The 14,535-nt window shown below is 60.3% G+C and carries 12 protein-coding genes; 5 read left to right on the plus strand and 7 right to left on the minus strand.

Annotated features, from left to right (window positions below):
• The 4 genes from KBF66_RS15970 to nhaD all read left to right on the plus strand — a co-directional run.
• A partial coding sequence (locus tag KBF66_RS15970; protein ID WP_296659416.1) for an ATP-binding protein occupies window positions 1–2,036 on the plus strand: 2,036 nt, incomplete at its 5' end.
• Between the two features lie 15 nt (window positions 2,037–2,051).
• Entirely contained in the window at window positions 2,052–2,426 is a 375-nt protein-coding gene (locus KBF66_RS15975) for a response regulator (protein WP_296659419.1), read from the plus strand.
• On the plus strand, window positions 2,423–4,588 hold the full coding sequence (locus KBF66_RS15980) for an exonuclease domain-containing protein (protein ID WP_296659423.1): 2,166 nt from the start codon (window positions 2,423–2,425) through the stop codon (window positions 4,586–4,588). Before KBF66_RS15975 ends, KBF66_RS15980 begins: the two co-directional genes overlap by 4 nt.
• 74 nt (window positions 4,589–4,662) lie before the next feature.
• Entirely contained in the window at window positions 4,663–5,943 is a 1,281-nt protein-coding gene (gene nhaD, locus KBF66_RS15985; protein ID WP_296659427.1) for a sodium:proton antiporter NhaD, read from the plus strand.
• 96 nt (window positions 5,944–6,039) lie between these two features.
• On the opposite strand, the gene KBF66_RS15990 is transcribed toward nhaD, so the two are convergent.
• Together KBF66_RS15990 and KBF66_RS15995 are read right to left on the minus strand one after the other, a co-directional pair.
• The gene (locus KBF66_RS15990) at window positions 6,040–6,528 is read right to left on the minus strand and encodes a MarR family winged helix-turn-helix transcriptional regulator (RefSeq protein WP_296659430.1); all 489 of its coding nucleotides are present in this window, start codon (window positions 6,526–6,528) and stop codon (window positions 6,040–6,042) included.
• A 67-nt stretch (window positions 6,529–6,595) separates the two neighbouring features.
• Window positions 6,596–7,912 carry a chloride channel protein gene (locus tag KBF66_RS15995; RefSeq protein WP_296659434.1) on the minus strand — a complete coding sequence of 439 codons (1,317 nt, stop codon included), beginning with the start codon at window positions 7,910–7,912 and terminating at the stop codon, window positions 6,596–6,598.
• A 111-nt stretch (window positions 7,913–8,023) separates the two neighbouring features.
• Between KBF66_RS15995 and KBF66_RS16000 the strand changes: the two genes are divergently transcribed.
• Window positions 8,024–8,767, plus strand: a complete 744-nt coding sequence (locus KBF66_RS16000) for a dihydrodipicolinate reductase C-terminal domain-containing protein (protein WP_296659439.1) — start codon at window positions 8,024–8,026, stop codon at window positions 8,765–8,767.
• Window positions 8,768–8,906: 139 nt separating this feature from the next.
• Here KBF66_RS16000 and KBF66_RS16005 read toward each other — a convergent pair whose 3' ends face one another.
• The 5 genes from KBF66_RS16005 to KBF66_RS16025 all read right to left on the minus strand — a co-directional run bounded on the left by KBF66_RS16005 (window position 8,907) and on the right by KBF66_RS16025 (window position 14,494).
• Complete coding sequence (locus tag KBF66_RS16005; RefSeq protein ID WP_296659441.1) at window positions 8,907–10,769, minus strand: putative nucleotidyltransferase substrate binding domain-containing protein; 1,863 nt, start codon at window positions 10,767–10,769, stop codon at window positions 8,907–8,909.
• 11 nt (window positions 10,770–10,780) lie between these two features.
• A complete protein-coding gene (locus KBF66_RS16010) occupies window positions 10,781–11,242 on the minus strand; it encodes a DUF2721 domain-containing protein (RefSeq protein ID WP_296659445.1) in 462 nt (153 codons plus the stop codon).
• A gap of 63 nt (window positions 11,243–11,305) precedes the next feature.
• Window positions 11,306–12,526, minus strand: a complete 1,221-nt coding sequence (locus KBF66_RS16015; RefSeq protein WP_296659447.1) for an MFS transporter — start codon at window positions 12,524–12,526, stop codon at window positions 11,306–11,308.
• A 13-nt stretch (window positions 12,527–12,539) separates the two neighbouring features.
• Window positions 12,540–13,394, minus strand: coding sequence for an HAD-IIB family hydrolase (locus KBF66_RS16020; protein WP_296659450.1), 855 nt, complete (start codon window positions 13,392–13,394; stop codon window positions 12,540–12,542).
• Window positions 13,395–13,411: 17 nt separating this feature from the next.
• Window positions 13,412–14,494, minus strand: a complete 1,083-nt coding sequence (locus KBF66_RS16025) for an acyltransferase (protein ID WP_296659453.1) — start codon at window positions 14,492–14,494, stop codon at window positions 13,412–13,414.
• Between the last annotated feature and the right edge of the window lie 41 nt (window positions 14,495–14,535).

Here is a 14,535-nt window from a genome sequence, read left to right on the forward strand (position 1 = left end):
TGGCCAATTTGCTTCGCCTGGAACAGGGCAGCAGCTTTGCCTGGACCCAATGGTTTGCGCTGACGCTGTTGTCGATGCTGTCGGTCATCTTTTTGCCGCGCCAGTTCCAGGTGATGGTGGTTGAAAACGTCTCGGAGAGCCATTTGCGCCGGGCGGTCTGGGTTTTTCCGCTGTATTTGCTGGCCATCAATCTGTTTGTCCTGCCGATCGCATTGGCCGGCTTGTTGTATTTTGGCCCTGGGCAGATGAATGCCGACAACTTTGTCTTGTCGTTGCCGCTGGCGGCGGGTCAGCACGCATTGGCCTTGCTTGCTTTTATTGGCGGTCTGTCGGCCGCCACCGGCATGGTGATTGTGGAAACCATCGCCGTGTCGACCATGGTGTGCAATGAACTGGTGATGCCGCTGCTGCTGCGCACCCGGTATTTTCAGCCTGGTGCCGGGCACGACCTGACCTGGGCCTTGCTCAACATCCGTCGCGCGGCCATTCTGGGTGTTCTGGTCCTGGGCTATGCCTACTTCCACCTGGCGGGCGAGGCGTATGCACTGGTGAGCATTGGGCTGATCAGCTTTGCCGCAGTGGCGCAGTTTGCGCCGGCCGTGCTCGGCGGTATGTACTGGAAAGGCGGGACCCGCGCCGGTGCATTGGCGGGCTTGTTGGCCGGGTTTGTGATGTGGTCGTACACCTTGATGCTGCCTTCGCTGGCCAAATCAGGCTGGCTGGACGACGCTTTTCTGACCCAAGGTCTGGCGGGTCTGACCTGGTTGCGCCCCGAACATCTGTTCGGGCTGGTGGGTCTGGACAGTTTGACCCACTCCTTGTTTTGGAGTTTGCTGGTCAACATAGGCGCTTATGTGGGGCTGTCGCTTTGGCGAGGCCCCTCGGGCCAGGAGGCCAGCCAGGCGATGTTGTTTGTGGATGTGTTTGACCGTACCGACATGGGCAGCCCGGTGTTCTGGCGCGGTCAGGCCAAGGTGCCTGATTTGCTGCGTTTATGTGAGCGATATCTCGGCACTGATAAAGCGCGTAGCCTGTTTTTGACTTATGGTCATGAATCCGGCCTTGGCGATGGCATGGCGATTACTGCTGACGCCCGGCTGGTGCAGTTTGTAGAAACCCATTTGGCGGGCGCGGTGGGTAGCGCGTCGGCGCGGGTGCTGGTGGCGTCCACGGTTGAGGAAGAGTCGTTGACGCCTGATGACGTGTTGCGCATTCTGGATGAGACCTCGCAGTTGCGTGCACATTCGCTGGAACTCGAGGAAAAGTCAGCCTCGCTGGAGCGCGCCACCGCCGAGTTGCGCGCTGCCAACGAACAACTCAAGAGCCTGGACCGGCTCAAGGACGACTTCATGTCGTCGGTGACGCATGAACTGCGCACGCCACTGACCTCGATCCGTGCCCTGGCCGAACTGATGCGCGATGACACGGAAATGCCTGCGGCACAGCGTGGTCAGTTTATTGGCATCATCGTGGGTGAAACCGAGCGCCTGTCGCGCTTGGTGAACCAGGTGCTGGACATGGCCAAGATCGAGTCTGGTCACGCGCAGTGGCAAAGTGAACAGGTTGACCTGTGTGACCTGATTCGCAAGTCGGTGGCCACGACGGCGGAGTTGTTGCATGAGCGTCAGATTGCGGTGGACCTGCAATTGCCCAGCCAACCACAGCGCCTGATGGCAGACCCTGATCGGCTGATGCAGGTGATGCTCAACCTGCTGTCCAACGCGGCCAAGTTTGTGCCGGTGCCGGGCGGGCGAATCAGGGTCAGTCTGCACAGTGCCGACGACGGTGTGACGGTCTCGGTGCAAGACAACGGACCCGGCGTGGTGCAGCAGCAGCAGGGGCTGATTTTTGAGAAGTTCCGTCAGGGCGGTGAGGCCACCAATCGGCCGCAAGGCACCGGTCTGGGTTTGCCGATCACCCGACAGATTGTGGAGCACTTTGGTGGACGGTTGTGGCTGGAATCCAGCCCGCCCCATGGCGCGTGTTTTTTGTTCTTTTTGCCGCATAACAGCGCCGCCAGCCCTGAAAATAGCTAGAAACGGAGACTAAGCATGACACACAAAATACTCGTGGCCGACGACGAGCCCAATATCGTCATTTCATTGGAGTACCTGCTCAAACGTGAGGGCTACAGCGTGGTGGTGGCACGCGATGGTCAGGAGGCGCTGGACGCGATCGCCCGCGAGACGCCTGACCTGGTGCTGCTGGACGTGATGATGCCCAAAAAGACCGGCTTTGAGGTGTGCCAGGAAGTGCGCGCCAATGAGTCGCTGCAGGGCGTCAAGATCCTCATGCTGACCGCCAAGGGGCGCGACACGGATATGGCCAAAGGCACGGCGTTGGGCGCCGATGCCTATATGACAAAACCCTTTGCGACGCGCGATCTGGTGCAAAAGGTGGCGCAAATGCTGGGTCGCGTGGCATGAAGGTCGATCGCCGCCTGATCCAGGCGATTGTGGTGATTGGCGTGGCCTCGGTGGTGTGGCTGGCCCTGACCATCGCGCTGATTACCTCGACCCTGGAGCCGGCGCAGCGCGCGTTGGTGTCCGAGCAATTGGCACCCCGCCTGGCGCTGATTGGTCTGACCTGGGTTTTTGGTCTGGTGGCCATTGGTGCCACGCTGCGCTGGCTGTTTCGGCGCTATGCCACGGCGCCGGCAAGGCTGGTGGAGCAGACGCAGGTATTGCTGGCCTCCCCCAAAGCCACCCCGATGAACCATCAGGGCACCAAGGAAACCAAGGCGCTGGCCGAGGTGATCTTTCAGCTGGCGTCGCAGCGCGACAGCTTGCGTGAGGACGTGGCAGCGCAGATCGCCCAGGCCAGCCAGAACGTGCAGCAAGAGAAAAACCGGCTGGCCGCGCTGATGTCGGAGCTGACGCAAAGTGTGGTGGTGTGCAACCTGGATGGGCGCATCATCCTCTACAACAACCGCGCCCGGTTGCAGTTCAAGACTTTGTCCAAGTCACCTGGACTGGCGGGCGGCGCGGAACTGGTGGGTATTGGCCGCTCGATTTACGCGGTGTTTGAGCGACAGCTGGTGGCGCACGCGCTGGAGAGTATTCGCCAGCGTGTCAGCCGCGGAGCGGGCAGTCCGACCGCGCAGTTTGTGACCACCACCCAGTCCGGGCAACTGCTGAAGGCCCAAATGGCACCGGTGCGCAATGTCGACGCGTCTGAAGGGGCAGCCGACATCACCGGTTTTGTATTGATGCTCGACAACGTCACCCGTGCCTTTGAAGAGGAAAACCTGCGCGACCAGCTGTTGCACGGCCTGACTGAAGGCAGTCGAGCCTCGTTGGCCAATATTCAGGCGGCTGTCGACATGCTGGCCTACCCGGACCTGGACGAGCCGATGCGCGAGCGCTTTTTGGGTGTGGTGCGCGAGGAGGTGGGCAGCCTGAGCGCGCGTATCACCGACATGACCCAAAAGTCCACCCAGGGCCTGAAAGCGCGCTGGCCGCTCGAAGAAATGCTGGGTGCCGACGTGTTGCTGGCCACGCAACGACGCATTGAGGTGCGCAACAAGCGTGGCGTGACGCTGGAAAACCTTGACAGCTCGATCTGGCTCAAGGTCGACAGCTTCAGCCTGACGCAGGCACTGGACTACCTGGCCATGCGCCTGGTGGACGAGTTTGACGTGAAATTTTTCCGCTTGCGCCTGCAAGCCAGCGGCGCGCGGGCGCAGTTGGACCTGATCTGGACTGGCCAGGTGATGAGCACCGAGACGGTGATGAGCTGGGAGATGGACAGCATGCGGTTTGGTGCCGAGAGCACGCCACTGACAGTGCGCGACGTGATTGAGCGCCATGGCGGCGAAATGTGGTTCGAGCGCGAGCGGGTGCGCCACGAGGCCTTTTTCCGGTTCCTGCTACCGCTGGCCAGCATCCAGGAGCAGCTTGAGGCGACGCAGATTTTGCAAAATGACAGCCGTCCCGAGTACTACGACTTTGATCTGTTCCAAACCACTGATCAGTCCAGTGCGCTCGACGACCGGCTGCTGTCGGAGTTGAGTTACACCGTGTTTGACACCGAAACCACTGGCCTGAACCCATCCGAAGGGGATGAGATCATCCAGATCGGTGCGGCACGCTGTGTCAACGGCAAGCTGCTCAAGCAGGAGAGTTTTGAGCAACTGGTCAATCCGGGGCGCCTGATTCCGGCTGCCACCGTTCCGATTCATGGCATCACGCAAGACATGGTGCGCGGCAAACCGCTGATCACCGAGGTGCTGCCGGCCTTTTACACCTTTGCCCAGGACACAGTGCTGGTGGCGCACAACGCGGCGTTTGACATGAAGTTTTTGCAGTTGCAGGAAAAAAACACCGGGCTGGTGTTCAGCCACCCGGTGCTCGATACCTTGCTGCTGTCAGCGGTGGTGCACCCCAATCAGGAGTCGCACCGGCTGGAAGCGATTGCCGAACGCTTCAATGTGACGATTCTGGGTCGCCATACCGCGCTGGGAGACGCCATGGTGACGGCTGAGGTGTGGCTGCGGTTGATTCCGCTGCTGCAGGCGATGGGCATCACCACCCTGCGCCAGGCGCGTGAGGCGGCGCAAAAAACCTACTACGCACGCCTGAAGTACTGACGAATGCCCTGCGACTCGTCAGGGATAATGCACTTACGTGAATTCCCTTACGGGTTCGAACAGGAGTGTTGGAAATGATTACTTGGCTGGTGATTGTGTTTGTGCTGGCGTATGCTGCCATTGCCTTGGAGCATCCGCTCAAGGTGAACAAATCAGCCTCGGCGCTGGTGGGTGCCGGGTTGTTATGGACGATTTATGCGTTGTCCAAGGGTGATCCGCATGTGGTGAGCGAGCAGTTGGGTGAATCCTTGATGGGTACGGCACAAATTGTGTTCTTCCTGATGGGGGCCATGACTATTGTGGAAGTGGTCGACGCGCACAACGGCTTTGAGGTGATCACGTCACGCATCAAAACCACCAAGCTCTCCACCTTGATGTGGATGGTCGGGTTCGTCACCTTTTTCCTCAGCGCTATTCTGGACAACCTGACCACCACCATCGTGATGGTGTCGCTGATGAAAAAGCTTTTGAATCAGCGTAGCGACCGACTGTTTTTTGCCGGGATCATCGTGATTGCCGCGAATGCCGGTGGTGCCTGGACACCCATTGGGGACGTGACCACCACCATGCTCTGGATCGGTGGCCAGGTCACCAGTCTGGCCATCATGAAGGGGGTTTTTTTGCCCTCAATCGTCAACCTGCTGGTGCCGCTCAGTGTGACCGCCTTCCTGCTGCGTGGCCGCGGTGTGGAAGGGGTTGCCTCAGAGCAGTCTGATCAACTGAAGGCGACGGGTTTCGAGAAGAATCTGATGTTCTTCATGGGTCTTGGTATTTTGGTTTTGGTGCCGGTGTTCAAGACCGTGACCCATTTGCCGCCTTTCATGGGCATTTTGTTTGGTTTGGGTCTGTTGTGGCTGGTGGGTGATTTGATCCATAAGAACAAGGAAGACGATGCCAAAGAGCACTTCACCCTGGTGCACGCCCTGACCAAGATTGACATGGGATCGATTGTGTTCTTTATCGGCATCCTGCTGGCCGTGGCTTCACTGGAACACAGTCATATCCTGACCTCAGTTGCCCAATGGCTTGATCAGTCAGTGGGGCGTCAGGACGTTATCGTGACGTTGATTGGCCTGGTCAGTGCGGTGGTGGACAACGTGCCACTGGTGGCGGCCTCGATGGGCATGTACAGCTTGACCCAGTACCCGCCGGACAGTTTTCTGTGGGAATACATGGCCTACTGTGCCGGTACCGGGGGCTCGATTTTGATCATCGGTTCGGCCGCGGGTGTCGCCGCCATGGGTTTGGAGAAGATTGACTTTATCTGGTACATGAAAAAGATCAGCTGGCTGGCGGCCCTGGGCTACTTTGCCGGTGCCGCGTTTTATGTGCTGGAGTTCCAGTTAAACCACTGAGCCACGGCCACCGGCTCGGTTCAATAAATATAGCTGATTGCGCAGGTGGCATAAGGGCTTGATGCCATTTTGTTCTACAAATTCTGCCGGGCGGCTTTACAGGTTGGCCAGCGGAATATGGCCGGCACTCTCGTCAGCGTGTAGCGCGCCGATCAGCTGACCCAAATCGCGGTTGAGACGGGCCAGTGTGCTGGCATCGAGTTGGCCAAGCGCGCCGGGCAGCACCCCTTCGAACGGCCCCGGGATCTGGGCCAGCACGGCCTGGCCGGCGGGCGTGATGCGCAACTCGACCACCCGCTTGTCCTCAAGCGACTTGGTCATCGTCACCAGTTGTTTCTTGACGAGCAGTTTCACCAGATTGCTGGAGGTTGACTGGTGGGTGTCCATGCCCTTGGCCACATCGCCCACACCCATACCCGGCTGGCTGCGGATCAGGCTCAGTGCCCAGACCTGGGCGCCGCCCAGGCCAGACTCTTTTTCGACCTGCCTGAAGTGCGTGCGAACGGCATTGAAGACCACACGAAAGCGGCGTAAAACTTGAGCCGCGTCCGCGTTTTCAGGTGTTGAGGGGGTGTAGCCAGACATGTCAGCGCTCACGGAGTGTGGCGTCCATGATACGGCCATTTTTGCACCGTGACGGTGCGGCGGGGTCTTAGTCTTTCGGCAACCGGTGCAGTTGTAAATCGGCCAATGCGCTGTAAAGCGGTGCGCTGATCAGCCGCGATACGCCGCTTGCCAGCAAGGCGCTGGTCATCAGGCTGAGTACCAGGGCATGGCCATCGACCATCTCCATCACGATGATGAACGCGGTGAGCGGTGCCTGCGTCACGGCGGCCAAAAAAGCCGCCATGCCCAGCGCTATCAGCGTCGGGGCATTGACATACCCGGTGAGTTGGGCGATGTCACCCCCCAGTGCACCGCCAATGGCCAGTGAAGGTGCAAAAATACCGGCGGGCACACCGGCCCAGGTGGTGAGCCAGGTGGCGACGAATTTCAACAACACGTATAAAGCCGAGGTGTCGCCGGTGTTGTCAAGCGCGGCCTTGGTGTGGCCATAACCACTGCCAAAGGTGGCACCCAAGGTCACCAGACCGATCACCGCCACCGCCAGACCGCAAGCCCCTGCAAACGCCACGGGGTGTGTCCGTCGCTGGCGGCTGAACCAGTCGGTGGACTGCCCCGCCAACGACACCACCAGCAAGCGCGAGAACAAGCCGCCCAGCACGCCACAACTCAGAGCGACCAAGATGGCCGGGAAAAACACGTGCCACCCAAAGTCTTCGATGTGAATCACCCCGAAGTGGCTGTTGTTGCCATACACCGACACCCCCATCAGCCCGGCCAGCACAATGGCGGCCACGGTGAGGCTGTGGTTGCGCTGCTCGGGCTTGCGGCTGAGTTCTTCGATGGCGAACATGATGCCGCCCAGGGGCGTGTTAAAGGCGGCTGCAATGCCGGCCGCACCGCCTGCGGTGAGCAAGCTGTGGTCGTTGATTTGCGAGCGTTTGGGCAACCAATGCCGGGCGCTGTGCATCACACCGGCGGCAATTTGCACTGACGGACCTTCACGCCCCAGCGACAAGCCGGCCAGCAAGCCCCAGGTGGTGAGAAATATCTTGGCCACGCTCAGCCTGAGCGAGACAAACAAAGGGCGGGTGTGCGCATGCACGCTCTCATGCTGCGCGGCCATCACCTGCGGGATGCCCGAGCCCGCGGCACCAGCAAAAAAACGCCGCGTCACCCACACAATTGCTGCGGCAGTCAGAGGTGTCCAGATCAGCGGCATCCAGGCGTGGCGCTGTTGAACCGAGAAAAACAGGGTCAATGCGTGTTCTGCCAGCCAGGTAAAGGCCACCACGGTCAGCCCGGAGAGTGCTGCGAAGCCAATAAAAATAGCCCGACCGCGCCATAAATGGCTGTCTTTCAGCTCGTTCATGAAGGCAGTGGTCACATGGGGGTGGGGGCGCATAGGGTGTCTCAAGGCTCAGGGTTAAGCATCATACATTTATACAAATGTTTTTGTTATATTGGCCGCAGCGTCGGATTGTCTGGGCGTTGGATAAACCCTGAGGAGCACAGCATGAAAGTCGGATTGGTTGGCTACGGTAAAGCGGGCAGCGCGGTGGCGGGGGTATTGCAACAAGACCCACGCTACGAGTTGCAATGGGTGGCGACACGTTCGGGTACGCCAGAACTAGCGCATGTGCACGGCACGCAATTGCCGCTGGTGGCGCTACAGTCAGCGAGTTTTGGTGATTGGCTGGATGCCCATCCGGTAGACGCGCTGGTGGATTTTTCCGGCGCTGACTCAGTGGGGGTGTACGGCGAACACGTCGCGCGTCGGGGCCTGATACTGGTCACGGCAATCTCGTCGTACAACGCGCAGCAACTGGCCTACATCGAATCTCTTGGGGTGCACGCACCCGTGTTGTGCTCCCCGAATATCACGGTGGGCATCAACTTTTTGATCATGGCGGCCAAACTGCTGCGTGAGATTGCACCCTTTGCCGACGTGGAGATTCTGGAGCAGCACTTTCGTGAGAAACCCGAGGTGTCGGGCACAGCCAAAAAAATCGCCAAAAGCCTGTCGGTGGACGACGACAGGATTGTCTCGATGCGACTGGGTGGCATCGTGGGTCATCATGAGGTAATTTTTGGTTTTCCGCACCAGACGGTGCGCCTGATTCATGAGTCCATCCGCCGCGAGGCGTTTGGCACCGGCGCGGCGTTTGCTTTGGGGGAGCTACAGCACTGCGGCAAAGGGTTCTATACCTTTGATGATCTGCTGATGAAGCGGGTACGCGCGCATTTGGTTCAGGCTTGATGGCGCGTGGCGCAAAAAAAAGGAGCCCCGAAGGGCTCCGAACTCGTATGCTGTTCTGATCGCTAAAAAAGAAAAGCAGGGTGATTATGTTGCCACAAATATATTTTTTGCCTAGGGTTTTCCCTTATTTGAGTTGGTGTCAAAACCGCCCGCCCGAGTAGCGCTGACCCAGCACCCCTTGCAAGGTTTGCACCACACCAAAGGCGTCTTTCAGGTGGCTGCGTTCAAAGTTGCTGAGTTCTTCGAGTGCCAGAAAGTTGTCGGGGGTCTGGTTGGCGCGGGTTTGCCGGGCCTGATGGGCAATGCGCAGCTTGCCAAGAAACTCCAGCGCGTGGCGCAAGTCGCGGGCGCTTTGGGCGCTGACTTCGCCGGCCTGTGATGACACCTCCAGCCGGTCATGCGTGTTGGCCACGGACACGCCGGCCGCCAGCGCATAAACCCGCGCCAGATCGACAATCGGCACGATGCCGCTGTGCTTGAGGTCGATGGTGTTGGGATGTTCTCCGCCCTTGGTCAGCGAGATCGACCCAAACATGCCCAGCGGCGGGCGATGTTTGAGTGCATTGCCAACCATGTGCGCCAGAAACAGGCTGTTGCCCTGGGTGTGATTGAGCACATCGCGGTGCAGGCTTTCCAGCAGCTTGGGGTTGCCGTGAATGCCGCGCAGGTCAAAAAACACGCAGGTCAGCATCAGCGACTTGGGTTTGGGCTGCTCTACCCATTTGCGGAAGTAGTCGGCCCACACCTTGCGCGGCTGGCGCCAGGTGTCGGTCATGGCCATCATGTCGCCCGGGCAGTGCACATAGCCGCAGGCGGCTAGGCCATCACAGACAAACCTGGAGAACGCCTTGAAGTAGTCGCCATGGGTTGCCGCGTCAAAGCGGTCATCCAGAATCAGGCAATTGTCCTGGTCGGATTTGGCGGTTTGCTCGTTTCGCGCCTGGCTGCCCGCAGCCACCCAGAGGTAGTCTACCGGGGCCGGGCCAAGCTGAGCTTCGGCCATCTGGATCAGCCGCACGGTCAATGCGTCGGTGATGGCGGTGACGATGTGGCCGGTGCTGTAGGCGCTGGCGTCGGCCGCGGCCAGGTTTTGCTGCAGCGCCTTGACGCGGGCGCTGATGGCCATCAAACCGTCCAGCGAGCTTTGTTTGTAGATGTCACCGGCCAGATAGACTGCCGAACTGCTGTGCTGCTCGGTGAGGTCGGTGGTGGTGATCATGCCGGCCAGGGTGTTGCCGTCGAGTACCGGCATGTGGTGGATGTTGTGCCGTGCCATCAACAGCAAGGCCTCAAACGCAGGGCTGTTGGCTTGCACCGTCATCGGTGCGCGGGTGGCAATGTCAGACACCGGGTGGCTGATGTCCAGCCCGTCGGCCACCACGCGGCTGCGCAGGTCGCGGTCGGTGATCAGGCCAAACAGTTCGCCGTCTTCAACCAGCAGCACAGATGACACGCGCAATTCACGCATCAGTGCGGCCGCTGCCTGCACCGGGGTCTGCGGTGACAGGGTGATGGGTGGGCGTTTGATCAGCGCGCGGATGGGCGTGCTCAGCAGGTTGAGCGCGGCGGTGTCCGGGCTTTGCGGCACGGCACTGGCCGCTTGAGCGCTGGGGTTTTGAGCGCTGGGGAAAAAGTAACACAGTGCGTGAGCCTTTTCACACACCGCCAACAGGGCGTCAGGTGCCAGCCAGGCCACCTCGCAATCGCTGCTGGCCAGAGCCTGCCAGGTTGGTAACTGCGCCGCTGGGGTGACGCCATAGCCAAACAGATCGCCAGCGCCGAGTCTGATCGACAACCTGAGGTCCGGGTCGCTGAGCGTTACGTCACCGCTCAGGATCCAGCCCAGCTGGTGCGGCAACTCGCCTTGGGGCAGTAAAACTGTAGTGGCTGTGAACGATTCAGTACGGAACTGGGCAGACAGTTTGTCGCGGGCGCTGGTGCTGAGCTGACTCCAGATACGGTGGGTGCCCAAGAGGGGTTTGAGGTGCTTGGATTGAGGCATGGTGGGGCGTGTCAGTTTTTGTTTGACCGGATGTTGCGGCCAAATTTAAGCATACGGGTGGCAATCAGCGTCTCGGCCAGAAAACACAGCAGTGCCAACAGGAAAAAGCTCACACCGGCCAGAAACAGCACGGTGGCCAGGCGAAACATCTCGACCTGGGTGGTCTCGCTCAAAAACAGCGTCACGATGGTCAGGCCAATCATGATGGCGCAAAAGGTCAGCAGGGCAATGCAAAAGTTCACCAGCGCACCGCGCTGGCGCAGTTGCTTGAGTTCTTTGAACGCCGGCAACATCGGGTCGCTGACCGGACCGGCGTCAATGCGGTCTTCAAGCACACGGGCGCGGTCGATGATGCGCGCCAGGCGCCCCGCCACCGAGCCAATCATGCCGGCCACGGCGGTCAACAAAAACACTGGGGCCACGGCCAGCTGGATGCCGTGGGTGACGGTGTCGAGGTCAGTGGCAAAAAACATGGAAGGCTCCGTTGGAAAAGTGCCGCTCGGTGTAGTCGCAGCGAGGCTCTCGTACCTCCATTGTCAGCCAAGCTGCGGCTGCTCCCACAACGCCCGCAACCCCAAAGCGCCGACGCCCATCAACAAGACTGGGAAACCCAGTGTGAGCGAGTGCTCAATCACCACACCCGAGCAGGCTGACGCCACCAGCCCACCCAGCGTGTAGGCCAGAACCAGCACCGCTGTGCTATTGACGAGGGTGATGCCTTTTTCACGTGCACCAATGTCGATCATGGCCAGTGTGTACAAGGCACCACCGGCTGCGCCCCAAATGGCGACCATCGGCCAGATCAGCGGGGTGTGCGGCACGACCCACGGGCTGGCGCAGGCCGACAGCAGGATCAGCGCGGCGAATGCGCGCATCAGGCGGCGTCGGCCCTGCGCGGGTGAGGCAAACCGGTCGGCCAGCAGGCCCGCTGGCAGCGCCATCAAGGTACCACCGGCCCCGCTGACGGCGACCAGCAGCGCGCTGGCACTGGCACCCAGACCCAGACTCAAGCCATACAGTGGCAGCGTGGAGGCCAGTCCCAGCTCAAAGAATCCGCCGACAAAACCCGCCAGCATGATCACCGGGTGCGCCAGAACCGCCTGCACCAGCCCTTGCCAGCCGACCCGGGCGCTGTGTTGGTCGTGGTCGGCGGGCAAACGCGGGATCAGCGCCGTCCAGCCCAGTCCCAGGCCCAGCAGCGCAAACGGCCACCACAAGGCATGAGGGCTGTCGGTGCCCACGGCGGCCAGCAGCACCGGCCCCACCACAAAGGTCAGCCCGACCAGCGTGGCATAGGTGCCGATGGTGCGGCCAATGAGCTGTGGCGGTGCAAATTCAGCAATAAAGGCCTCGGCCAGCACCCAGCGCAGGCCACCGGCCACACCGGCCAATAGTTGCAGCGCAAACCAGACCCACAGCGCATCCGTCAGCATGAACCCGAGCGTGGCCACCAGGGGTGTCGCCGAGGCCAACCACATCGACGGGCGCCGGCCGATCTGGCGTGTGAGTTGCGAGGCAAACGGTGTGACGATGAACACGCCCAGCCAGGTGGTGGCAGCAAACAGCCCGGCCACCGTGGTGGAAACCCGTGCGTCCTTGAGCATCAAGAGCAGCAGCGGCGACAGCATGAAGATGCCGCACAGCTCAAAAAACGTGGAGCCAAACACCGCCAGCAAACCGACGTGCGAGCCACCCGCCGCGGCGTTGGGGCGGTGGTCGGTTGTGGGTGTGATGTCGGCTTTGGGCTCGGCGGTCATGGCAGGGTGGGCATCACACCGCGCGGGCTTGCAGCAGCGCGCTGGCCACCTCGGCAAAGCCAGCGCCACGCTCGCTGGGGGTCTCGTAGCGCGGCCAGTGCACCAGTTGAGCGTCAAAACGGTGGATGTTGGCCACACCGATGCTGTGCGGGAAGTGCTTAAACATCAACTGGTCGTTGGTGGAGTCGCCCACATAGGCCCAGCGCTCGATCTCGTCGTCGAGCACGCGATTGAACAGGGTGCGGGTCATCCAGCGCGCCGCCTCCAGTTTGTTGTGCTCGCCAAACCAGCCGTTGATGTGGATGCTGCTGACGGTGGCGTGCATACCGTGCGCCTGAAACAGCGCCACCACCTGCGCTACCTTGTCGGGCGGCAGCAGCGAGGTCTCGTTGTAGTCGATGGCAATGTCGGTTTCGCGTCCGGCGTGGTCGGTGGAGATGGCGCTGCTGGGCACCTGTTGCAGGATGATTTGGGCCACTTGCTGCATCCGGGCGTAATTGACGGCCCGCGTTGCGGCATCGGAGTGATATATTTTATGTAGCTTACGCTGCTTGTCCTGTATGGGCTGGAGGCCATTTCTACCCATATTTTCTGGCACATAGGCCACGCCGCCGTTTTCGGCCACGATGGCATCCACCGCCCAGGCTGGCAGACCGCGCGCCGCATCGCCCAGCGCGTGCGGCTGGCACCAGCCCACCGGCCGACCGGTGATCGGAATCACCGCCAAACCGGCCGCTTTCAGGTCGGCCAGCGCTTGCAGGGCATCAGGCGTGATGGCCTGGTGGGTTGTCAGCGTGTCGTCGATGTCGGTGAACACGCCGATGATGTTTTGCCGCTGGGCCAGCGGCCATTGTGCCAATGGTTTCATGGGTTGTGATGGCGGATCTAACGGGACAAACGGTTTCTCCATTGATCCAGCAGGCGTTGAACCAGATTATCGTTGGCAACCGCCTGGAACAGGGGGTGCTCCACCCAACGGAACCAGAAAAGCGATATGACCACGACCAGGACAGGAACCAACAGCAGAAAACCCAGTTGTCCCAGGCTGCCGGCGGCAATGTATCGAAACTGAAAGGCACCCATCAGCCACAAGAGAATCGGGTGGATCAGGTAGAGGCTGTAGGATGCGTCGCCAATGGCAACCAGAATAAGCGGCGCTTTGAGAGAAAACCCTGACATTGCCAGCACAGCCAGCAGCGCCCCCATGGCGGCCACACCGTAGCTGCCCGCCCGAAGAATGTCGATGGTGTCGAATTGGGGGGAAGAGGTGCCCAAAGCAAACCCGCCAATGACCAGCAGACATCCAATGATAAAAAAGGTCGTGGGCCGGTCGACCATCAGGCGATGGCGCCGATTGAGGTGTGCGATGGCGGCACCCGCCAGAAACTCAAGCCCCAGGCTGGTCATCGGAAAACGCAGCGTCTGATGGCCCGCATAGACCTCAGCGGGGTAAAGCAACAGGACAGCCAGGTTCCATACCAGGACGGCCAGAATGAAAACAAGCAGCGTGAGACCGCGGGGAACCCACTTCAGCGCACAGATGAAGGCAATCCAGAGGTAGAAGTACAGCTCGTAGGTCAGAGACCAGGCAGTCGGCAGCCAGTTGTTCCACATGAAAGGTTCCAACAGCAGAACACTGGAGAGATTGCGATGCTCGGATGGGTAGGTCAGGCCAAAGATGCTGAGCACGACCAATGCCAGAAGCACAGGCCAGTAACCCAGATAAATGCGCATGGCACGGCGTGTGAGGAACCGTCGGACATCAAATTCTGATTTGTCAGCCGACTGGTAAACCACGTAACCACTGAGCACGAAAAAGATGTCGACGCCGGCGAAGCCCCAATGGGTCACGACCTTGGTGAACTGAAGTTCGGGCACCAGGGCCCAATACTCTCCGAGATGAAAGAACACCACCATCAGTGCGGCGACACCGCGCAGCACCTGGATCCAGTGGTTTTTATCCGCCATGCCAATGGCTGCGTTTCGCCCCTGCGTTCATGTTGGTTCCT

Origin of the sequence: Rhodoferax sp., from assembly GCF_018063565.1 — a bacterium.
Lineage (GTDB): Bacteria > Pseudomonadota > Gammaproteobacteria > Burkholderiales > Burkholderiaceae_C > Rhodoferax.